The following is a 22,901-nucleotide window of genomic DNA, read 5'->3' on the forward strand; positions in this document are numbered from 1 at the left end:
TCAAATATCAACAAAAATCTTTTAACATCAAAGCCAAAGCCTTAATTTTAAATACTGAAAAGCCCACTCAATCTTAACGGATGTACTTTGTAACTGATAAAATAGAATTTCCAGATGTATCTGAAGCCTCCGCAGAAGGGCTTCTTGCTGTTGGTGGTGATTTATCTCCAGAACGCTTAATACATGCTTATTCCAATGGTATATTTCCATGGTTTCAAGATGAGGAACCTATACTTTGGTGGTCTCCAGATCCACGGTTTGTTTTGTTTCCAGAAGAATTGAAAGTCTCTAAAAGCATGAGACAAGTGCTAAAAAAAGGCAATTTTAAAGTTACGATAAACAAAGCGTTTAAAGCTGTAGTAGAAAATTGCGCTACAGCAAAACGGAACGACCAAGATGGTACTTGGATTACGGAAGGCATGGTAAATGCGTACTACAGATTACATCAACTTGGCTATGCAAAATCTATTGAAGTTTGGCAAAATGATGAATTAGTTGGCGGCTTATATGGTATTGAAATTACCGATTCTGTTTTCTGTGGCGAAAGTATGTTTGCTAAAGTGAGTAATGCAAGCAAAGTGGGTTTTATAACCTTTATTCAAAATTCCAACTATAAATTAATTGATTGTCAACTACACACTAAACATCTCGAAAGTTTAGGTGCTAAAAACATATCGCGACCAGCGTTTCTAAATTTTATTAAACCTCATGATACCTAAAACAAGAAACTTCATGGTCATTTACCATACCTGTAGCTTGCATCTGTGCATAAATCACAGTTGAACCTACAAACTTAAATCCACGTTTCTTTAAGTCTTTACTTATGGTATCGCTCAATGGCGTATTTGCGGGAGCCTCTTTATAGATTTTTACCTTGTTTTTTATCGGTGTTCCATCTACAAAATTCCATATGTATTTAGAAAATGACCCAAACTCTTCCTGAATTTTCATAAAAGCCTGTGCATTGCTAATTGTGGCATTCACTTTCAGTTTATTTCTAATGATACCAGCGTCTTGTAATAAGTCTTCAACTTTAGAAGCATCATAGTTTACAATCTTCTTATAATCGAAATTATCGAAAGCCTTTCTGAAATTTTCACGCTTCTTTAAAACAGTGATCCAACTTAATCCCGCTTGAAATGTTTCTAAAATTAAAAATTCAAATAACCTAGCATCATCATATACAGGAACTCCCCATTCTTCATCGTGATAGGCTTCATATAACGGATCACCAACACACCAACCACATCTGTTTTTACTCATCTTGTAAGGAATTTTATTAGTAAGAATTAATTTATACGTTTTCTGTTTAGGCGAAAATTAGGAATTTTAAAATTAAATGAAAGCTTTTTCTAGTTGCATAGCATCGTTAAGGAACTCTAAAAAGAAAACATTTAAGCTTAAAAGAACAATTTTTTAGCAAATAGAAAGGGTCTAAATTAGTTCTCGACTAATGTAACAACTGTTGCATAAAAAATGGCAATAGATTCTTATTTTTATCCTATGGAAACAGACACACTCACATTAAAAGATATCATCTCAGAAAGTCTAAATAAAAGTATGACTTATGCCGAGTACAGAAACTTAGTTGGCACATTAGTGGAAGAAAAATCAACAACCGGAACTGACCAATCAGACGCCTTAGTTGAATACACATACCTTAACGACAGACGTATGAAACGTTGGGATAAAACCGCAAAAGTTTCGGACGCCGCGAATATTAAGATTGCAAATTTTGATAGAAAAATAACGTGGTTAGTTATTTCGGAAAGCTGGTGTGGAGATGCTGCGCATATTATGCCCATAATTAATAAAGTGGCTGAACTTAATAGTAATATTGACTACAAAGTGGTACTCAGAGATGAAAACGAAGCACTAATGGATCAGTTTTTAACTAATGGAGGTAAATCAATTCCAAAGTTAATTATGTTAGATACTGAAACCAATACGGTCATAGATTCATTTGGACCACGACCTACAGTTGCGACAAATATGGTGCAAGCTTACAAAGCTGAACATGGCATGTTGACTCCAGAATTTAAAGAAGATTTACAACGTTGGTATAATAAGGATAAAGGGCAATCTACTATTGAAGATTTGGTAAGCTTATTAAAATAAGTAATGAATTTTAGTGGCTGAGCGTAATCGAAGCCACTATTTTATTTCCCTTTAAATAAAAAGGTAATCGTACCTAATTGCTCTTTCTTGTCTGACCTATCAAACTGAACTGTTTCAGCATAAGAAATCGCATGATTTATTAAGCACTGATTAGCAGAATTAGAAGCCCCATTAATATATGCATCAATAACATCGCCTGCTCCATTAACTCTAATACTCACCACTATTTTTCCACCACTTTCGCATAAATATCGTGGTGTTTTATAATGGGTTAATGTTCTACCTTTTAAAGAGTAGGTTAGCGTACTTTTTGTTTTAGCGTGCTCGTCTGCTTGTCTTTTATTCTTGAGACGTTGTTTTAACTCTTCTTGTAATTTTTTATACGATTCTGTGTCTTCAGAATTTAAAGCATAAGCATTACTATCTGCATACGATTTAGTAATGCTTGTTTCCTCTTGTACGTCTTCGCTGGCCTTAGCTTCTTCCATGGCCTTTGTGGTACGTTCAAAATCATTTGAGCTAACAGTTTTAAAGTTACGCATCATCTCTTTAAACTCTTGGTCTTCGTTAAACGCTTTGTTTGTAGATTTTCCGTTTATAGCTTCTATATCCTGAAGGTTTTCTTTTTCGATTTCAGGTTCTGGCTCCATGAGATAGTAGCTTTCAGAAATTAAATCTTGATGACGTTTTAACTGAATACTAAACATACCAAAGACTACAATTCCTGCTAGAAGAAATGTAATGATTGCGGCTTTATGTTGATCAACAAAATTCAGTATACAATAGTTTTAGTCTATTAATAGATACGAATATAATGAAGAAATAGATTAAGCACCAACCTTAAACCGGTGTTAAATCAGTCTTTAGAAGGTAAATTGGCTATAAAATCTTCTGGAGTTAGTGCATCGTCAACTTTAAAATCGCCAATACGTGTACGTCGTAATGATGATAAATGTGCACCAGAATTTAAAGCTTTCCCGAAGTCGTTCGCTAAAGATCTAATGTAAGTTCCTTTACTACACACCACTCTAAAATGTAATTCTAGGCTACTTGTATTGAGCGCAGTCGAAGTATTAATTTGAGTGATTTCAAATTCGGTAATTTCTACTTGTCTCGATTTAATTTCAACCTCCTCACCTGCTCTTGCAAATTCGTATAATCGTTTTCCATCTTTCTTAATCGCAGAAAAAACCGGTGGAAATTGATCTATCTGACCTATAAATTGTGGAATTGCATTCTGAATTAATTCTTCTGTAATATGATCCGTCGGAAAGGTTTCATTGACTTCTGTTTCTAAATCAAACGAAGGTGTTGTTCCTCCTAAAACAAATGTCCCAGTATATTCTTTTTCTTGACCTTGAAAAATGTTGATTTGCTTGGTCATTTTACCTGTACAAATCACCAATAAACCTGTCGCTAATGGATCTAAAGTCCCGGCATGACCTACTTTAATTTTTTTAATATCAAAAGCATGTCTAATTTCCCAGCGCAATTTATTAACCGCCTGAAAAGAGGTCCATGTTAATGGTTTGTCTATGAGTAAGACTTGTCCACTTAAATAATCTTCTTTAGTTTTCATTTATACGAGAGACCAAATTATAGCAATAACACCAACAACTACACAATAGATAGCAAAATACGATAACTTACTTTTTTTCACTAAAGCAATCATCCACGTACAAGCAAATAAACCGGCAACAAAGGCGGCTATAAAACCGACGCTTAAAGCTGTTATATTCGAACTGTCATAGGTTAATTCACCTCCTAAAAGGTCTTTTGCAATCTTACCAAATATTAAAGGCACCACCATTAAAAATGAAAAACGTGCCGCTTTGGTTTTATCGTTTCCTAATAATACTGACGTCGAGATTGTGGCACCAGAACGCGAAATTCCTGGTAGCATAGCAATAGCTTGAGAAACACCAATGATAAAGGCGTTAGAAAATGTCACCTTTTTCTGTGTATCTTTTGCTTTATCTGCTAAGAATAAGAGAATCGCTGTAACAATAAGCATGCAACCGACAAGCAGAATATTTCCGTTAAAAAGTTGTTCTAATTCTTCTTCAAAAAAGACACCAACAATAACGGCTGGCAACATGGATAAAGCGATTTTTGAAATAAATTGAAGGTCTTCATTCCATTCAAATTTTAAAACACCTTTTATAATTTGAAGAATATCTTTTCTAAAAATAACCATCGTACTTAATGCTGTCGCAAAATGAAGTACAACCGTAAATAACAAGCTTTCTTTTGGCACAGAATTATCACCAAGAATGGCTTTCCCTATTTCTAAGTGACCACTTGAGGATACAGGCAAAAACTCAGTTAGACCTTGAATAATTCCTAATATAATTGCATCTAAAATTTCCATGAGACAAAAGTATCAATTAAGAGAATGATACGTTGTAAATGTATGTAAAATATGACTTATTTTTTGGCGTCCTTATTAGGGTTTAAAAGAATAGCATAAACCTGAATACCAAAACCAATTAACACAAGCGTTGGAGCTAAACGAATGCGTCTCCAATTATATATAGACTCGTCAAAAACATTAGGGTCGTCACTACCACCTCCAGACATTAATATAAAACCAATAACAATGAATGCTAAACCTATAAATAAGAATTTATAGTTTTTCTTTCCGAAGATGAATTCAGATTTAGAATCTTCCTTACGTTTTTGTTCTCCCATGGTTTTTTTGAGCTATGCTTTAATACGTTGCAAAGAAACAGATTTATTTATTAATATAACTTCGGATTAGTATTTTCCTAACACTTCAATATTATAAAGACTTATTAAATAGCCTTAATATTCAACATGAAGTCATCAAATTAGTAATACAGATGATCCGTTTTCAAGTTTAAGAAACGTTGTGTAGCAATAAACGTACTAATCCAAGTAATTAAAATACCTAAAACGAATATTCCAATAAACAAACCAGCAATCAATACCGTGTTTCTTAGTAGTTCTAATTCTGGGAACGTTAGGTCTAAATAGTATAAAACAACGGCCATTCCTGCTAATGCAACTAGTGCACCAATGATTCCTAATTGCACACTTTTCCAAACAAAAGGTCTTCGGATAAAGCTTTTTGTCGCCCCAACCATCTGCATGGTTTTTATAATAAAACGCTTAGAGTATACTGCTAAACGAATAGAACTATTAATTAATAACACTGCAATTAAAGTAAATAAACCACTAATGATTAATACCCAAAAGGTAATCTTCTTCACATTATCATTCATCAATTCTACTAAATCATTATCGTATCTAATTTCCTCAATAAACGCTTTGGTAGATAGATTCTCTGTAATTTCTGTCAATTGCTCTGTCGTTACAAAATCGGCTTTTAAGTGTACATCAATCGAATTCTTTAAAGGGTTATAACCCACAAAATCCATAAAATCCTCACCTGTTTCCGCTTTCATAAACTCAGCCGCTTCTTCCTTAGACACGTAAAGCGCATCTTTGGTATAATCTGCCATCGCTAAACTCTTTTTTAGCTGATTGACTTCAACCTCTTTTGCAGTATCGTTTAAATAAATAGTCATTACCACTTGCTCTTTAAAGTGATCGGCTACTTTTTTAGAGTTGATAACTAAAAGACCTAAACAGCCTAAAAGAAACAAAACCAAAGCGATACTTATCACTACAGAGACGTAAGACGATATAAGTTTACGTTTTTGATATTTGTCAAAAGATGATGCCATGAATGAATGCAGATTTATGCTGTAAAAATAATAAAGAATTTGCTTTCTTACTATTTAATGTTTGGAATAACTACAAGTGAAACTGTTGATTTTTTAAACGCAATAATTTCAAGTTATAAATAGTCTTTAAGTATTACAACGTTTCGTTTTTAATTGTGTTGTAATAGCTTTAAATTTGTCCTTTAAATTAAAGAAAAATTCGGGCAAAGGCGCTAAGTCACAAAGAAAATTTTTATAAAGATATGCTTTGAGATTCTGCGCCTTTGCGTGAAAAGACAATTAATATGACATACGATTTTAACAGTATAGAGAAAAAGTGGCAAGACCATTGGGCAAAAAACGAAACTTTTAAAGCCTCAAACACCAGCGATAAACCAAAATATTACGTTTTAGATATGTTTCCTTATCCATCTGGAGCAGGTTTGCACGTTGGTCACCCATTAGGTTATATTGCTAGTGATATCTATGCACGTTACAAACGTCATAAAGGATTTAATGTCTTACATCCACAAGGCTATGACTCTTTTGGTTTACCAGCAGAGCAGTATGCCATTCAAACTGGTCAGCATCCTGCGGTAACTACCGAAGCGAATATAAAAACGTATCGTCGTCAGTTAGACCAGATTGGTTTTTCTTTCGATTGGAGTCGTGAAGTACGTACTTCTAATCCTGAATATTACAAATGGACCCAATGGATTTTCATTCAATTATTTGAATCTTGGTATAATAACGATTCAAATAAAGCGGAAGATATCGCAACATTGATTGAAAAATTTGCTACAGAAGGTAATGCAACGGTAAATGCCGCTTGTGATGAAAACATTGAATCATTTACATCTGAAGACTGGAATTCTTATTCCTCAGAACAACAGCAAGACATCCTTTTAAAATATAGATTAACCTATTTAGCAGAAACGGAAGTGAACTGGTGTCCAGCATTAGGAACCGTTTTAGCTAACGACGAAATTGTAAACGGAGTTTCAGAACGTGGCGGTCATGCTGTAGTGCGTAAAAAAATGACCCAATGGAGTATGCGTATTTCTGCTTATGCGGAACGTTTACTACAAGGTTTAGATACCATTGATTGGACCGATGCGTTAAAAGATATTCAAAAAAACTGGATTGGAAAATCGGTTGGAGCAAGTGTGACTTTTAATGTGAATGGACATGACGAGGTGATAGACGTCTTCACCACAAGACCAGATACTATTTTTGGAGTGTCTTTTATGACCTTAGCGCCAGAACACGAATTAGTCTCAAGAATCACAACAGCTGAACAAAAAGAAGCCGTTGAAGCCTACATAGAAAAAACAGCGAAACGTAGCGAACGCGATCGTATGGCAGATGTAAAAACCATTTCTGGTGTATTTACTGGCGCTTATGCAGAACATCCGTTTTCTAAAGAACCAATCCCCATCTGGATTGGCGATTACGTATTAGCAAGCTACGGAACAGGAGCTGTAATGGCGGTGCCTTGTGGAGACCAACGTGATTACGATTTTGCAAAGCATTTTGATATCGCCATTCCAAATATATTTGAAGGTGCCGATATTTCTGAAGAAGCTTTTGCGTCTAAAGACAATGTAAAAATTGCGAATAGTGATTTCCTAAACGGCATGAACTATAAAAAAGCCTCTAAACTCGCGATTTACCAATTAGAGCAATTAGGACAAGGCGAAGGTAAAACCAATTACCGTTTACGAGATGCGGTTTTCTCTCGTCAGCGTTATTGGGGAGAGCCATTCCCAGTGTATTACGTTAACGGTATGCCACAAATGATAGACAAAGCACATTTGCCTATTGTGTTGCCAGAAGTTGAAAAATATTTACCAACCGAAGAAGGCGAACCACCTTTAGGACGTGCAGATGTTTGGGCTTGGGATACAACTCAGTCTTTAGTTGTTAGTAATGAGTTGATAGACCATAAAACCGTATTTCCTTTAGAGCTTAATACAATGCCAGGTTGGGCAGGTAGTTCTTGGTATTTCTTCCGTTATATGGAAGACGCAGCTAATAGAGATGGTGTATTTGCAAGTGAAGACGCCCTTAAGTATTGGGAGAATGTAGATTTATATATTGGTGGTAGCGAACATGCTACAGGTCACCTACTCTATTCTCGTTTTTGGGTAAAATTATTGAAAGATCGCGGTTTTGTTAATGTTGAAGAGCCTTTTAAAAAGTTGATTAACCAAGGGATGATACTTGGGACTAGTGCTTTTGTTTATAGAGTTGATCTTTTATCTCATTTATCTACAACATCAAAAGATTTTAAAGACCCTAGCTTAAGCAAAGCTCTTTATATTTCATATGATAGCTTTAAGAAATATGAAGACTTATATAAATTTATACTAAGTTCAAAAATTTCTGCAGAAGATAAGAACACATTTGCCAATGGTAATGGTTTCACTAAAGGTTTAGCTAGCATTATTGAAGATACTGTATTTTTCGATTTATTAAACGATGATCAAAAAGAGACTATAAGTACTTTTCAAGAATTATATAAAGCAGTTCAAAAAGATATATATAGTCAGAATACAGGTGCAATCATTGAAGGCCTTAATTTTTCAGCTATTCATGTAAAAGTACAATATGTAAATGCTTCGGATGAGTTAGATATTGAAGGTTTAAAAACTGATGGAGAATTTGGTGAAGATTTTAAAGATGCTGAATTTATAAGTGAAGATGGAGTCTATAAAGTTGGTAGAGATGTCGAAAAAATGTCTAAATCTAAATATAACGTCGTCAATCCAGATAGTATTTGTGCCGACTACGGAGCAGACAGTCTAAGATTGTATGAAATGTTCTTAGGACCATTAGAGCAATACAAGCCTTGGAATACCGCTGGTATTACAGGAGTCCATAACTTCCTTAAAAAACTATGGAAATTATATGTTGGTGATGATGGCCTAAAAGTTAATAATGCACAACCGACTGCAGACAACTTAAAAACATTACATAAAACGATTAAAAAGGTTGAAGAAGACATTGAGAATTTCTCTTTCAATACGTCGGTTTCTACTTTTATGATTGCTGTAAATGAATTAACAGCTCAGAAGTGTACAAGCAAAGATATTTTAGAACCTTTATTGATTTTAATTTCTCCTTATGCTCCGCATATTGCTGAGCATTTATATGCTTGTATTCATTTTAATAAAATAATTGAAGTAGAAAACCTACCAAAGGATTTCGAAGGAATCTCCACTTTAGATTTCCCAGAATTTGACGCAAGTCACTTAGTAGAAAGCAGCAAAAAATATCCAATTTCTTTTAATGGTAAAATGCGTTTCACGCTAGAATTACCAATGGATATGAGTAAAGACGATATTGAAAAAACCGTTATGGCTCACGAAAAAACAATTGCACAATTAGAAGGTAGAACACCTAAAAAAGTGATTGTAGTGCCTGGTAAAATTGTAAATATTGTTGGGTAAACTTCTAAAACATATCATCATAACTTTGTTGCCAATTATAAGTTGGTCTCAAAGTTATGTTGGTACGGTTTCTAACTATCCTATTCATTTAGAACTTAGTAGTTATCCACATGATAACGACTCCACTTCTGGCGAATTAGAAGGCTATTATTTTTACGATTCTAAATTGATTAGCATTCCTCTAAAAGGACGCTATAATGATGAATCTATCACTTTAATTGATGGTTATTATTTCAGTCCTGACAGAGTTAGTGATGCTGATGAAGTTTTTCGATTAACTAAAAAAGGCAATCAACTTATTGGACATCTTACTTTAAAAGAGGAAACCCATAATGTTATTTTAACTGAAACAGAACAAGAGCCTTTAGAGGAATTCAGAAATCCTAAACTGACATTTATTAAAGATAGTATCGTTAATTACAAGGACAAACAGTTAGTTTGGTTTCATGAAAAATATTCTAAGCTCCCCTTATTTAGATTAGGCAACGGATTTTCAAAAGAACAACGTGCGGTATTTAATCCTATTCTAGATGCTATTCATTTGGAAGATGCCAAAGATAATTTAGATTGTAATTCTTGGTTCGAAATTTCATACGACATCAACCTCGTCGATAGTAAATTTATAAGTTATTTAAAATATTACAGTGTCTATTGTGGTGGCGCGCATCCTGCTCATGGCAATGTTGCTTATAATTTTAATCTTGAAGACTTAAAAGTTATTGAGAAGATTGAATCGTTATATCCAAAGGTTGATTTCTTTCAAAAGTTAAAAACCAAATATGATAATACAGAAGCTGATCTACAGGAAGAATGCGAAACCTTTGTTGACGACAGTTATTGGCAATACAAAACATGGAATTTAACACCCGAAGGTGTACTACTTATTCCTAGTTATCCGCACGCTTTAACACCTTGCGAAGAAAATTATTTTTTAAGTTATTCTGAACTTACCAAAGCCTAGCCTTATGATTTCAGATAAACCATCTTTAGAGAAACCAACACCAAGAAAGAAGCCTAAGCAGTTAAAGGATTATTTTGATTTTCGTAATAATCAGATCAATCAAATTGGTTTGATACTTTTTTCTGCATTTATAATTAGCACCTCTATACATTTCTTTTTTGAAGAACGTTTTACCGAAGCGCAGTGGCAAACACAACCCATGACGCGTCATAAAATTGTAAATGACCTTATTGACTCTCGTGTTTTATTGAACGAATCGAAACCCAATGTCATAAAACGCTTAGGTCAGCCAAGTTATATTTTAACTAAAGACATCATATTATATGAGCTTGGCTTAGCGCCACAATTTAACAGCGACCAAGTAGAACATCTCTATATTGAGTTTAGTAATGAGAAGGTTTCTAAAGTGTCTTTAACACTGTATGACTACTAATGCCTCAGCTTTAACCCTATGTTTATTTGTAACATTGTTTAGAGCATCAATATTCACAACACCACTTCCTCCAAGATTTCTATCATTATCCTAATATCATATTGCCCTCAAAGACAACTCGATTTTTAAGAGTTTTCAAAATTAAAGCGTCATAATACTGATTTCATAAAAATAAAATCATCGTTATATTAAAATTTGCACAGCTAGTTTTTTTGATGGTACTTTCTTACTCATATTAATCTCAGAATCTACAAAACACATGAAATGAGCTTAATTAAAAAATTGAATCTAATCGATAATTTAATTAGCGAATTCCATTTGACAGATTTATTAAATTAAAAAAAAACCTATGAAAATCGGAGTTCCAAAGGAAATCAAAAACAATGAAAACAGAGTTGGTATGACACCATCTGGCGTTTTCGAGCTAACAAAAAACAAACACACAGTCTATGTTCAGAAAGATGCTGGTTTTGGTAGTGGATTTTCGGATTTAGATTATATAAATGCTGGAGCCATAGTGTTAGAAACTATAACCGATGTTTATACGTCTAGCGACATGATTGTAAAGGTAAAAGAACCCATTGAAGAAGAATATCCTTTAATACAATCGCATCATGTGGTATTTACCTATTTTCATTTTGCGTCTAGCGAACCTTTAACAAAAGCCATGTTAAAAAGCGAATCGGTTTGTATTGCCTACGAAACGGTTGAAGATAAAGATGGCACACTTCCATTATTAACACCAATGTCTGAAGTTGCCGGAAGAATGGCGATTCAACAAGGTGCTAAATATTTAGAAAAACCGATTAAAGGTCGTGGTGTATTATTAGGTGGAGTGCCAGGTGTACCACCGGGTCGTGTTTTAGTTTTGGGTGCTGGTATCGTTGGTATCCAAGCAGCTAAAATGGCTGCGGGTTTAGGTGCTCATGTTACTGTTATGGACATCAATATGAAACAACTGCGTTATGTAAACGACGTTATGCCTAGCCATGTGGTGACTGAATTTTCAAGTGAATATAATATTAGAAGACGTATAAAAGATCATGATTTAATTATTGGTGGCGTCTTAGTAAGAGGAGCAAAAGCACCGAAACTAATTACAAGAGATATGCTTAAAGATATGCGCCCAGGCACTGTTTTGGTAGATGTCGCTGTAGATCAAGGTGGTTGTATGGAAACCACAAAAGCAACAACACACGAGGACCCAACATTTATTATTGATGATGTTGTACATTATTGTGTCGCTAATATGCCAGGAGCTGTGCCCTACACGTCAACTTTAGCTTTAACTAATGTTACCTTACCTTATGTATTACGTTTAGCAAATCAGGGTTGGGAAACGGCATGTAAAAATGACGAAACCTTAGCAAAAGGATTAAACATTGTTAAAGGCAAAATCGTTTATGAAGAAATCGCTGAAGCCTTCAATTGGTCTGTTGATGCGATGTAAAGTAAGCCATTGTCATCTAAAATCCTGACAAAATTTCTTAACTCAAATTTGGCTCATTATTTGCAATTCATTTATTAAATTTACATGAATTAAAAATTTCAAATTATGAGTGGAATGATAGGATATTACATACTAATTGGTGCTATTGCTTTAGTGAGCTGGTTAGTGAGTAATCAACTTAAAAAGAAATTTGCCAAATACTCTAAAATTCAATTACGAAATGGTTTATCTGGTAGAGAAATTGCAGAAAAAATGTTGGCGGATAATGGTATTACTGATGTAGAGGTTATTTCTACACCAGGACAATTAACAGATCATTACAATCCAAAAAATAAAACAGTAAACTTAAGCGAGTCTGTTTATAATCAAAGAAACGCTGCTTCGGCTGCTGTTGCTGCTCACGAATGTGGACACGCCGTACAACACGCACAAGCTTATAGTGCTTTAGGTATGCGTTCGGCATTAGTGCCAATTGTAAGTGTTACTTCTGGAATGTCGCAATGGTTAGTCATTGGTGGTTTAATCTTAGGTGCCGCTGCAGGAGTTGGTTTAGGGTATTGGGTAGCCGTTGCTGGTTTAGTTTTTATGGGCTTTGCAACACTATTTAGCTTTATTACCTTACCTGTAGAATACGACGCAAGTAACAGAGCTTTGGCTTGGTTAAAAAACAAAAACATGCTTACACCAGACGAATACAAAGGTTCTGAAGATGCGTTGAAATGGGCAGCTAGAACGTATTTGGTTGCTGCAATAGGTGCATTAGCGTCTTTATTGTATTGGGCATTGCAAGTATTTGGAGGTAGAGATTAATAACTTAAAACATATACATACAATTAAAGCTCTGAGTAATCGGAGCTTTTTTTATTTGAAATACTATTGAAATTACATACATTAGTTAAACTAACCAATCCTTAAATCTAAAATGGAACAACAATTCCCAGGAAAAATTATGATCGGCAGTCTATCTGAAGTTGATCGTGTTGCTTTTTACAAAAAAACATATTCACATGTGGCCGGCGGTGTGCTTGTCTTTATTTTGTTTGAATACCTTTTACTCCAAAGTGAAATGGTCGTCAGTTTTATGCTCTCTATGACACAAGGCTATAAATGGCTATTGTTACTAGGAGGTTTTATGTTAGCCACAAATTATGCTGAAGGCATGGCTATGAAAACAACCGATAAAAACATGCAGTACCTAGCCTATGGTATTTATATATTTTTTGAAGCTTTAATTTTTGTCCCAATGCTATATATGGTAACAGAATTAATGGGACCTTCTGGTTCAGATGTTCTTTATCAAGCTTCTATAGTGACTTTAGCACTGTTTACAGGTTTATCTGCAGCAGTATTAATGACAAAAACTGATTTTTCATTTCTAAAAACAGGATTAACTATTGGGTTTTTCATTGCTATTGGATTAATCGTTGCTGGAACCCTATTTGGTTTTGACCTAGGCTTATGGTTTTCTGTTGGGATGTGTCTGTTAGCTGGTGGATCGATCTTATATCAAACATCTAATTTGGTAAAAACTTATGGAGTGGAAGATTACATTCCTGCAGCCTTAGGTTTGTTTGCTTCATTAATGTTATTGTTTTGGTATATCCTTAGAATATTTATGTCTAGAGATTAATACCAACTCGTATATAATTTACAAAAGCCCAACTAAAAATCTTAGTTGGGCTTTTCTATTAAGTAATTTATTTTATCTCCAATTATGTTAAAAAAACCAAAATAAAGGTAATATAGCATATAATTATATTAAATCTGTTGTTTTCTAAAGCTTATAAGTGGCGTAAATTTGCACCCGCTTTAAAAAGCACAATACATTAAATATAAAAATTATGAAAACAAGTAACAGAACAGTAACAGAGAGTAAAGTAGGAACGAAAACGTTAAAATTTAGTAACGCAAGTTCACTAGTTTGGAATACAAAAAGACGTTACAGATAGATATAAATTTACTTTAAAAGTAAAAAGCCCAACTGAAATTTCAGTTGGGCTTTTCTAATAGATATTATTCAATTTTGTCACCATTTTTATCGTAAAAATGATATTCAAGATAAGTGTAAGCATCTCTAGGTAAAATTTTCACCCATTTTTTATGTTCAATAAACCACTTTGAACGCACTGATGGAAACCCTTTGGTTAAAAAGGCCGCTATAAAAGGATGTGTATTAAGAGTCACCTTTTTATAGTCTTTTTTCAAAATCCGTTGTAGGTCTTGATTAATACGTTCCACCACTTTAATTGGTGCTTCGATTTCATCGCCTAATACATTAGGATTTTCTTCTTTCGTTTTAATATTGCGTTCTGGCCTAACGCGCTGTCTGGTTATTTGCACTAATCCAAACTTACTCGGCGGCAATATTTTATGCTTTGCTTTATCATCTTTCATCTCATCTCTAAGATAATTATAAAGCTTTTTTCTGTTTTCTGCTTTTCCCATATCGATAAAATCGATAACGATAATGCCTCCCATATCACGTAAACGCAATTGTCTGGCAATTTCTTGAGCAGAAATCATGTTGACTTCTAAAGCCGTATCTTCTTGGTTCTTCTCTTTATTAGAGCGATTACCACTGTTTACGTCTACAACATGAAGCGCTTCGGTATGTTCTATAACCAAATAAGCCCCTCTTGACATAGATACTGTACGACCAAATGATGTTTTTATTTGGCGTTCGATACCAAATTTTTCGAAAATAGGGCCATTTTTGTGATACTTCACTATGGATTCCTTGTTCGGTGCAATTTGCTGCACATAATCTTTTACTTGTACATACATTTCTTCATCATCTACAATAATACCAGAGAATGAATCATTAAAAATATCTCTCAAAATTGAGGATGCTTTGTTCATTTCTCCCAATACTTTAGTTGGGTGATGTGCTTTGTACAATTTTTTACACATTGCTGTCCATCGATCCAGCAAATTCTGTAAATCACTATCGAGCTCGGCAACTTTCTTGCCTTCAGCTACTGTACGAATAATAACCCCAAAACCTTTAGGAGTGATACTTTTAACGAGTCTTTTAAGGCGGTCTTTTTCTTCTTGCGATTCAATTTTTTGAGAAATTGAAATACGGTTAGAAAAAGGCACCAAGACAATGTATCTTCCAGCAATAGACAGTTCTGAGCTAATGCGTGGTCCCTTAGTAGAGATTGGTTCCTTTACTACTTGTACTAAAATGGATTGATTAGATTTTATGGCATTTGCAATGCTGCCATTTTTATCTAAATCCTTTTCCATAGGAAAGTCCTTAAGGGTATAATCCTTTAATTTTCCTGTGCTTACACGTTTAATGAATTTTAAAAGCGAAGGCATTTGCGGTCCTAGATCATGATAGTGTAAAAAACCATCTTTCTCATAGCCGACGTTAACAAACGCGGCGTTTAGACCAGGAATGACTTTGCGTATTTTGGCAATAAAAATATCACCAACCGCAAAGTTATTATCCTCTTCGTCTTTGTGTAATTCAATAAGTTTTCCATCTTTTAATAAGGCAAAATCAACAATATCTGAACTCGATCTTACGATTAATTCCTTGTTCATAATGTTAATTTATATCTAGCTCTTCATTGAGATAGATGGATTTCACTAAATTATTTGACACAGGTCTCCCGATTCTAAGTATCGGGAATACCAACAAATTTGGCAACACTCTATTAAATGCCGCAAATTCTATATCAAAGAACGTTTCTCTAAAACTGAAAAAAGTAGTTATAAAACTACTTTTAACAATTTATTTTTTCTTGTGACGATTAGCGCGTCTACGTTTCTTACGCTTGTGCGTCGCTACCTTGTGTCTTTTTCTTTTTTTACCACTTGGCATAATAAATAATGCTTTTTAAATTAATATTTTGTTTAAATGCTTTCTTAGTTAACCTCCACATTAGATTTAACTCCTTCTAAAAATACTTTAGCAGGCTTAAATGCAGGAATGTTGTGTGCAGGAATTTTTATTGTAGTATTCTTTGAAATATTACGACCTGTTTTTTCAGCTCTTGTTTTAATAATGAAACTTCCGAAACCTCTTAAATATACGTTATCTCCGCTCTCTAAAGATGTTTTTACTTCTTCCATAAAGGTTTCAACGGTCGCTTGGACATCACCTTTTTCGATACCTAATTTATCAGATATTTTCGCTACTAAATCAGCTTTTGTCATTTTTTACTAGTTTTAGGGTTACTATAAATTCTAAGGGATGCAAATATAGGTAATTTAATTTCAATAGTTCAAACGTAATTAATTAAAATTTAACACAATAAACATTTAGTTTTGCTTTTCATTAAAAAAACGAAATGGATTTTAATCACAAACTAATCAACTGGTATTCAGACAAAAAGAGGGATTTACCTTGGCGAGAAACCAGCAATCCTTACTACATTTGGCTATCCGAAATAATTTTACAACAAACCCAAGTTAAGCAAGGGTTACCGTATTATAACGCATTTATTACGCAATACCCTACCATTTTTGACCTTGCTAATGCCTCTGAAACGTCAATTTTAAAATTATGGCAAGGCTTAGGTTACTATTCTAGAGCTCGAAATCTACATTTTACAGCAAAACACATTGTTAATGAGTTAAATGGTAAATTTCCAGACACGTATAACGACTTATTAAAATTAAAAGGAGTTGGTGATTATACCGCAAGTGCCATCGCTTCGATTGCATTTAACGAAGTGGCAGCTGTTGTTGACGGCAATGTATACCGCGTATTATCGCGGTATTTCGGTATTGAAACTCCTATAAATTCAACTTTAGGCATAAAAGAATTCAAATCTTTAGCTTCAACATTAATAGATCGCCATCAACCAGCAACATATAACCAAGCGATAATGGAGTTTGGAGCTATACAGTGTAAACCAAAAAATCCAGATTGTTCTGTTTGCCCTTTTCAAGATAGTTGTGTAGCACTCCAAAATCAAATGGTTGATGTACTCCCTGTAAAGTTGAAAAAAACTAAGGTCACTGTTAAATACTTTAATTTTTTAGTGTTTATGGATCCTAATAAAAAGACGCTTTTTGAAAAACGCACTAAAAAAGGCATTTGGCAGCACCTCTATCAATTCCCTTTAATAGAATCTGAAAAAAGTTTGACTCCAGAAGAGTTTCATCTTTTAAATTTTGAAGACTACGTATTAAAACAGGAAACATTAGATTACTCTTTATATAATGAAACAGATATAGTACACAAATTATCGCATCAGCATTTGCATACTAAATTTTGGATTATTGATGTAGCGGCGCTTCCAGAAGAGGCAATTTTAATAAAAACCCTTACAAAATACCCCTCTCCTGTGCTTATAAGTGAATTTATAGACAATTTCAGTTTTTAGAACCCTAAAGAAATCACATTTTTTTACTACTTTTAAAGTAGTGGTTACGCAATTGAGTAACTTTACAACTTATTAAAAATTTATTATTATGTCTGGAACTTTAAATAAAGTAATGTTGATTGGAAATTTAGGCGACGAAGTAAAAATGCATTATTTTGATGATAAAAACTGCGTTGGCCGCTTTCCTCTTGCAACGAGTGAAACTTATGTAAGTAAGCAAACTAACGAGCGTGTTTCAAATACAGAATGGCATAATATTGTTGTTAGAAACAAAGCCGCTGAGATTTGTGAAAAATATCTTACTAAAGGTGACAAAGTCTATATTGAAGGCCGAATTAAAACTAGAAAATGGACCGATGACAAAGGTATGGAGCGTTATTCTACGGAAATTCAGTGTGATGATTTTACGTTTTTAACACCAAAAACGGATCAACAATCCTCACAACAATCAAAAAAGTCTAACCCATCTAATGCGAGTTCTCAATCGCAACCTTCTGCACCGACGAGCTCAGAGTCAGAAGAAAATGATGATTTACCATTTTAACCATTTAATCTCACTTAATTTTGGACCCAGAACCCACGGTTTTAATTTCATCCTTATTAATCGCTAATGCTTCATTTATTTCAAGTATTATCATAATTATAATTTTACTAACCTGTTCAGCTTTAATTTCGGGTGCTGAAGTTGCTGTATTCTCTTTAACAAAAACAAACTTAGACGAGGGCTTAGAAAACAAGTCACCAGCTATGTTAATTATTGCAAAGCTTTTAGAGCGGCCAAAAAAATTACTTGCCACCATATTAGTCGCTAACAATTTTATAAATATTGCGGTTGTTTTGCTCTTTGCTTATGTAGGTGAAACATTGTTTAGTAGCATTACTCATACCCTTTTTCGATTTTTGGTTGAAGTTATTTCTGCAACATTTTTAATTTTATTGTTTGGAGAAATTATTCCTAAAATTTATGCCAGTAGAAATAGCGTAAAATTCTCTTCATTTATGGCGAGACCTTTACGGGTTTTAGATGTTATTTTTTCACCTTTAAGTTTACCGATGCGTTATGTAACCATTCAAATTCATAATAAATTTGGAAAACAACGTTCTAATCTTAGTGTCGATCAATTATCACAAGCTTTAGAATTAACGAATGACAAGGACACTACAAAAGAGGAACAAAAACTATTAAAAGGAATTGTGTCTTTTGGAAACACAGACACCAAACAAGTGATGCGTCCTCGAATGGACTTATTTGCACTAAGTATTAATACTCCTTACGACACCATTATTAGTCAAATTATTGACAATGGCTATTCTAGGATTCCGGTTTACGAAGAAAGTATTGATACCATAAAAGGAGTCCTTTATGTAAAGGATTTATTACCACATTTAAATAAGAAAACATTTGACTGGACTACCATTTTACGTGAACCTTTCTTTGTACCCGAAAACAAGAAACTAGATGATTTAATGGTAGAGTTTCAAACCAAAAAAGTGCATCTTGCAGTTGTTGTTGATGAATACGGGGGGACGTCTGGTTTGGTATCTTTAGAAGATATTATTGAGGAAATTGTTGGAGATATCAGTGACGAATATGATGATGACGATTTAATTTACACTAAACTCAACAATAACAATTATAGTTTTGAAGGCAAAACACCTTTAAAAGACGTTTATAAAATAGTCGGAATTGAAGACGATGCTGAATATTTTGAAGCCAAAAAAGGAGATGCTGAAACCCTTGCTGGCTTTGTTTTAGAGATTTCTGGTGGATTTCCGAGAATAGGAAGTAAAATAAATTTTAAAAATTACGTTTTCACTGTAGAAGCCTTAGAACGCAAACGTATTAAACAAATAAAACTCACTTTATTAGACGCACAAGAGTAATCCACGCCTATTAAACGTATTATTATTTACGAGATTGGTTAATACTAAACACCAGGTGCACCTTATAAAAACAATAAATAAAACACATGAAACGAATAGTTTTACCTCTTTTAAGTGTATTAATGCTAGGTTGTGGGGACGATACCTTACCTAAACCTAAGGGTTATTTAAGACTCGAATATCCAAACGCTGTTTATGAAAAAGCGATTCTTCCTTTACCTTTTTCTTTTGAAAAAAACACATTGGCAGATCCTATTAAAACGGTAACATCATTAGGTAAAACTAATGGTATCAATATTAAATACACACCTTTAAAAGCCACTATTTACCTTACTTATAAAGAAGTTAAAAATGGCAATATTGATAGTTTACTTAGAGATGCTCAAAACCTTACGCAAAAACATGCTATAAAAGCTGATGAAATTTCTCATCAGTTATTTGAGAACAAAGAAGCAAATGTCTATGGTATGTTATATGAAATAGGAGGCAATGCTGCATCACAATCTCAGTTTTATGTTACAGATAGTATCAACCACTTTTTAAGCGGTTCGCTTTATTTCTATGCGAAACCAAATTATGATTCTATTTATCCGGCTTCAGAATATTTAAAAAAGGATATTACACGTATTATGGAAACGGTACGTTGGAAGGAATAAATATTCATAATACCTATTAGCATGCATAATTTAGTATTACTATATAAAATCGCAAATACTTTGAAATAAAAAAAGACAGCCAAATGGCTGTCTTTTTTATTATAAATTATGACTTCAAGTTTAGAAGTTATAACGTAAACTCGCATTGAAAGTTCTTCCAATACCTAAATAGTAACCAAATGCATCTTTTTGGTTAATATAAGCTTCGTTAAATAAGTTATACACGTTAGCTCTAAATGTTAACGGGTTTTCTCCTAAAGAAAATCTGTATGTGATACCTGCATCTGCTAAAGTATACGCTGGTAATTTCACAGACTCATAAACATCATTAGATAAAGCTGCATCGGCAACATCTGCAGGGTCAACGAACTCATATAAACCAGAGTAAATGTTATAATCCATATCTACAGAAAGTCCCTTTGCTATATCAGCTCTAAAACCAAAACCAAAAGATGTCTGAGGTGCATTACCAATTTTAACGTTTGTTAAATCGACATTACCATCAGTAGTAATAAAATCTCCTGTATCGTCATTTTGTAATGTATATGGCGTTTCACCGTCATATTTCCAGTTACCAACAGAACCAAATGTTCTAAAAGACCAAGATCCACCATATGGACGGTATTCCATATCAAACTCAACACCATTATGTTTTTGAGTTACATCCGTTAATCTATAAGTACTAAATTCATCATCAGAAGTTCCAACAGTACCATCAGCACCAGCTTGAACCGGTCCATTTATAGATAAGAATCTATTTCCCCACTGTGTACTATAAATATCTACATTAAGTCTTAATGTTCTATTTTTAAAACGGTAACCACCTTCAAAACCTAGAATCTCTTCATTATCTACGTCTGGCTCAGCAAGTGCATTATCATATCTAATATCTGTAAAAATATTATCTAAGAAAGGTTGACGTGAGTAAAAACCTGCGTTAGCAAAAATAGAATGCTCTGTATTAATCTTATAAGCAGCACCACCTTTAATATTGTAACCTTCTTTACTTATTTTATCAGATTTACCCAATCCATTTCCTCGTCCTGTAAAAAACCCTTCTCTTTGGTAAGATTGTGTAGAAACAGCAGCTTGAACAAATGCAGAGAAGCTATCATTAGAATACTCAGCTTGACCAAATCCACCTAAATACTGAATTACTTCTTCATAGTTGTAATCATATCTCTGATCATTATCAGCAGAATTAAATAAAGAAGACCATGGATCAGCATCAAAAGTTTCTGTAATTACATAATCACTAGGACGATCAGTTCTAAAATTATCGTTATAACCATCTAAACCTAATGTATTTTCTAATTGTCTAAAGTGAATACCGTTATAAGTTCTAGCATCAATACCAAAATTCATTGACCAGTTTTCGTTAGCCTCATATTGTAAATTAGAAAGTAAACCGTACCAGTTATGGTTGTTCATTGAAGAACGTCTTAAATAAGAATCTCCAAATGTACCGTATTGACCTCCGTTAATAGTTGTAGCAGTAGCAATGTTGTTTTCTTCGATTTGATCAAAGTCAATTTCTTCTGCATTTAAGCCATTACCACCAACTCTAACTCTACCGTTACCAACGTTACCAGTACCACCACCACGTCCCCATGATGCATATAATACTGTAGATAAATCTAATTTATCATTGATATCAAAATCCCAGTTTAAGTTAGCCACTGGCTTATGGTAAAAGTTACGACGTTCTGTAAAACGCTCACCTTCATAAAAACCAGAATTACTATTTGCTTTTTCACCATATTCTTGGTAAAACTCAAGGTCTTGAGAGAAGTTTTGGTCGTGCCATTGAGGAGCACCAGTAAGTAAAAAGTTAAATGTATTTTTTTCGTTTGGCTTATAACCTACAGAGAACATATAATTTTGTCCTTGACCAGCAGTACCAACAGAGTATTTTCTATGTGCTTGCCAGTGATCTAATAAGACAGAAAACGCCCATCCTTTATCGTTGATACCAGAATCATAACCTATAGTACTTTTAACATAACTATCGTTACCACCTAAGAATCTTACAAATCCACCTTTTTCTTTGTCTGTAGTCTTAGAAACGATGTTTACCGTACCACCAACAGAAGAAATCGCTAATTTAGAAGATCCTAAACCTCTTTGAACCTGCACTACATTAGCAACATCTGACATACCAGACCAGTTAGACCAGTACATTCTACCATCTTCCATTCCATTAATCGGCTGACCGTTTAATAAATAAGCTGTGTTAGTTTGATCAAAACCTCTTAAGAAGATCTGACTATCACCAAATCCACCTGCTTGGTTAGAAACGTAAACAGACGGTGTGTTTTTCATAGCCTCTCCGAATTCAACATTACCAGAAGACTTAAGTTGAATGTCTCTACCTTTAATAGTAGAAACTGCAACAGGTGTTTCTCTACTATTTGCTAAATCAATAACCCCTGTACCAACAACGATAACTTCATCTAAAGTGTTATCAAGTTCTAACGCTATAGTACCAAGATCAACACTTCCTTTAAATTTAATTATTTTAGTTTGAAACCCTACGTAAGAGATTTCAATTTCACCAGAATTGGAATTAACTGATAGTACAAAATTACCATCAAAATCGGTGTCAGCTCCGTTTGAAGTTCCCTTTTCAAGAACATTCGCACCCGGAAGTGGTGAGTTCGTTTCTGCATCTATTACCTTACCTGTAATAGAACTTTGAGCGTATGCAAATGTTGTTAAACTAGTTACAACAACAATACATAAAAAAAGACTAAATTTTTTCATATAAAATTTAAGTTAATTGGTTTTTTATCAGCGCAAAATTACGCAATACAATAGCTAAAACATTAACTAAATGTTAACAATTAAGCCGTACTAAGATAAATATAGAATTCTTAAATTTTACGCGCGGTTAGTTAAAATTATTAAAACTTTTTA

At 33.8% G+C, this 22,901-nt stretch carries 21 protein-coding genes; 12 read left to right on the forward strand and 9 right to left on the reverse strand.

What is annotated here, in order from left to right; translation table 11 throughout:
* Window positions 1-80: 80 nt before the first annotated feature.
* A complete protein-coding gene (aat, locus tag HM984_RS11785; RefSeq protein ID WP_179349308.1) occupies window positions 81-719 on the forward strand; it encodes a leucyl/phenylalanyl-tRNA--protein transferase in 639 nt (212 codons plus the stop codon).
* Here aat and HM984_RS11790 read toward each other — a convergent pair.
* Window positions 700-1,263 carry a DNA-3-methyladenine glycosylase I gene (locus tag HM984_RS11790; protein WP_115808100.1) on the reverse strand — a complete coding sequence of 188 codons (564 nt, stop codon included), beginning with the start codon at window positions 1,261-1,263 and terminating at the stop codon, window positions 700-702. The two genes, aat and HM984_RS11790, sit on opposite strands and share 20 nt — an antisense overlap.
* A 213-nt stretch (window positions 1,264-1,476) precedes the next feature.
* Between HM984_RS11790 and HM984_RS11795 the strand changes: the two genes are divergently transcribed.
* Window positions 1,477-2,118, forward strand: a complete 642-nt coding sequence (locus tag HM984_RS11795; protein ID WP_257018495.1) for a thioredoxin family protein — start codon at window positions 1,477-1,479, stop codon at window positions 2,116-2,118.
* A 41-nt stretch (window positions 2,119-2,159) separates the two neighbouring features.
* Here the strand turns inward: HM984_RS11795 and HM984_RS11800 are convergent, their stop codons facing one another.
* The 5 genes from HM984_RS11800 to HM984_RS11820 all read right to left on the reverse strand — a co-directional run bounded on the left by HM984_RS11800 (window position 2,160) and on the right by HM984_RS11820 (window position 5,828).
* The gene (locus tag HM984_RS11800) at window positions 2,160-2,825 is read right to left on the reverse strand and encodes a hypothetical protein (protein WP_179349309.1); all 666 of its coding nucleotides are present in this window, start codon (window positions 2,823-2,825) and stop codon (window positions 2,160-2,162) included.
* Window positions 2,826-2,974: 149 nt separating this feature from the next.
* Entirely contained in the window at window positions 2,975-3,697 is a 723-nt protein-coding gene (gene truB / locus HM984_RS11805; RefSeq protein WP_179349310.1) for a tRNA pseudouridine(55) synthase TruB, read from the reverse strand.
* Window positions 3,698-4,489, reverse strand: a complete 792-nt coding sequence (locus HM984_RS11810) for an undecaprenyl-diphosphate phosphatase (protein WP_092466287.1) — start codon at window positions 4,487-4,489, stop codon at window positions 3,698-3,700.
* Window positions 4,490-4,545: 56 nt separating this feature from the next.
* Window positions 4,546-4,809, reverse strand: coding sequence for a DUF3098 domain-containing protein (locus HM984_RS11815; protein WP_179349311.1), 264 nt, complete (start codon window positions 4,807-4,809; stop codon window positions 4,546-4,548).
* Between the two features lie 140 nt (window positions 4,810-4,949).
* Complete coding sequence (locus HM984_RS11820) at window positions 4,950-5,828, reverse strand: cell division protein FtsX (RefSeq protein ID WP_115808104.1); 879 nt, start codon at window positions 5,826-5,828, stop codon at window positions 4,950-4,952.
* Window positions 5,829-6,112: 284 nt separating this feature from the next.
* On the opposite strand from HM984_RS11820, the gene HM984_RS11825 reads away from it, so the two are divergent.
* The 6 genes from HM984_RS11825 to HM984_RS11850 all read left to right on the forward strand — a co-directional run bounded on the left by HM984_RS11825 (window position 6,113) and on the right by HM984_RS11850 (window position 13,733).
* The gene (locus tag HM984_RS11825) at window positions 6,113-9,259 is read left to right on the forward strand and encodes a leucine--tRNA ligase (RefSeq protein ID WP_179349312.1); all 3,147 of its coding nucleotides are present in this window, start codon (window positions 6,113-6,115) and stop codon (window positions 9,257-9,259) included.
* Complete coding sequence (locus HM984_RS11830; protein WP_179349313.1) at window positions 9,252-10,220, forward strand: polysaccharide deacetylase family protein; 969 nt, start codon at window positions 9,252-9,254, stop codon at window positions 10,218-10,220. Before HM984_RS11825 ends, HM984_RS11830 begins: the two co-directional genes overlap by 8 nt.
* A 4-nt stretch (window positions 10,221-10,224) precedes the next feature.
* Window positions 10,225-10,653 carry a hypothetical protein gene (locus tag HM984_RS11835; protein WP_179349314.1) on the forward strand — a complete coding sequence of 143 codons (429 nt, stop codon included), beginning with the start codon at window positions 10,225-10,227 and terminating at the stop codon, window positions 10,651-10,653.
* Between the two features lie 349 nt (window positions 10,654-11,002).
* Complete coding sequence (ald, locus tag HM984_RS11840) at window positions 11,003-12,103, forward strand: alanine dehydrogenase (protein WP_115808108.1); 1,101 nt, start codon at window positions 11,003-11,005, stop codon at window positions 12,101-12,103.
* A 114-nt stretch (window positions 12,104-12,217) separates the two neighbouring features.
* Entirely contained in the window at window positions 12,218-12,913 is a 696-nt protein-coding gene (locus HM984_RS11845; protein ID WP_040756752.1) for a zinc metallopeptidase, read from the forward strand.
* 112 nt (window positions 12,914-13,025) lie between these two features.
* Window positions 13,026-13,733 (forward strand): Bax inhibitor-1/YccA family protein, encoded by a 708-nt coding sequence (locus HM984_RS11850; RefSeq protein WP_115808109.1) that lies wholly within the window; start codon window positions 13,026-13,028, stop codon window positions 13,731-13,733.
* 383 nt (window positions 13,734-14,116) lie between these two features.
* Here the strand turns inward: HM984_RS11850 and HM984_RS11855 are convergent, their stop codons facing one another.
* Window positions 14,117-15,655: an Rne/Rng family ribonuclease gene (locus HM984_RS11855; RefSeq protein WP_115808110.1), complete on the reverse strand. Its 1,539-nt coding sequence runs from the start codon at window positions 15,653-15,655 to the stop codon at window positions 14,117-14,119.
* A 324-nt stretch (window positions 15,656-15,979) separates the two neighbouring features.
* Window positions 15,980-16,270, reverse strand: coding sequence for an HU family DNA-binding protein (locus HM984_RS11860; RefSeq protein WP_008270198.1), 291 nt, complete (start codon window positions 16,268-16,270; stop codon window positions 15,980-15,982).
* Window positions 16,271-16,404: 134 nt separating this feature from the next.
* Here HM984_RS11860 and mutY point away from each other — a divergent pair, with 134 nt between their 5' ends.
* From mutY to gldD, 4 genes are all read left to right on the forward strand, one after another.
* Window positions 16,405-17,445, forward strand: coding sequence for an A/G-specific adenine glycosylase (gene mutY / locus HM984_RS11865; protein WP_179349315.1), 1,041 nt, complete (start codon window positions 16,405-16,407; stop codon window positions 17,443-17,445).
* Window positions 17,446-17,533: 88 nt separating this feature from the next.
* Entirely contained in the window at window positions 17,534-17,989 is a 456-nt protein-coding gene (locus tag HM984_RS11870) for a single-stranded DNA-binding protein (protein ID WP_179349316.1), read from the forward strand.
* A gap of 20 nt (window positions 17,990-18,009) precedes the next feature.
* Window positions 18,010-19,329: a gliding motility-associated protein GldE gene (locus tag HM984_RS11875; RefSeq protein WP_179349317.1), complete on the forward strand. Its 1,320-nt coding sequence runs from the start codon at window positions 18,010-18,012 to the stop codon at window positions 19,327-19,329.
* A gap of 86 nt (window positions 19,330-19,415) precedes the next feature.
* Complete coding sequence (gene gldD, locus HM984_RS11880) at window positions 19,416-19,985, forward strand: gliding motility lipoprotein GldD (RefSeq protein ID WP_115808116.1); 570 nt, start codon at window positions 19,416-19,418, stop codon at window positions 19,983-19,985.
* A 120-nt stretch (window positions 19,986-20,105) separates the two neighbouring features.
* Here the strand turns inward: gldD and HM984_RS11885 are convergent, their stop codons facing one another.
* Window positions 20,106-22,748, reverse strand: coding sequence for a TonB-dependent receptor (locus HM984_RS11885; protein WP_115808118.1), 2,643 nt, complete (start codon window positions 22,746-22,748; stop codon window positions 20,106-20,108).
* Between the last annotated feature and the right edge of the window lie 153 nt (window positions 22,749-22,901).

The sequence above is a fragment of the Winogradskyella pacifica genome, from assembly GCF_013403915.1.
GTDB lineage: Bacteria > Bacteroidota > Bacteroidia > Flavobacteriales > Flavobacteriaceae > Winogradskyella > Winogradskyella pacifica.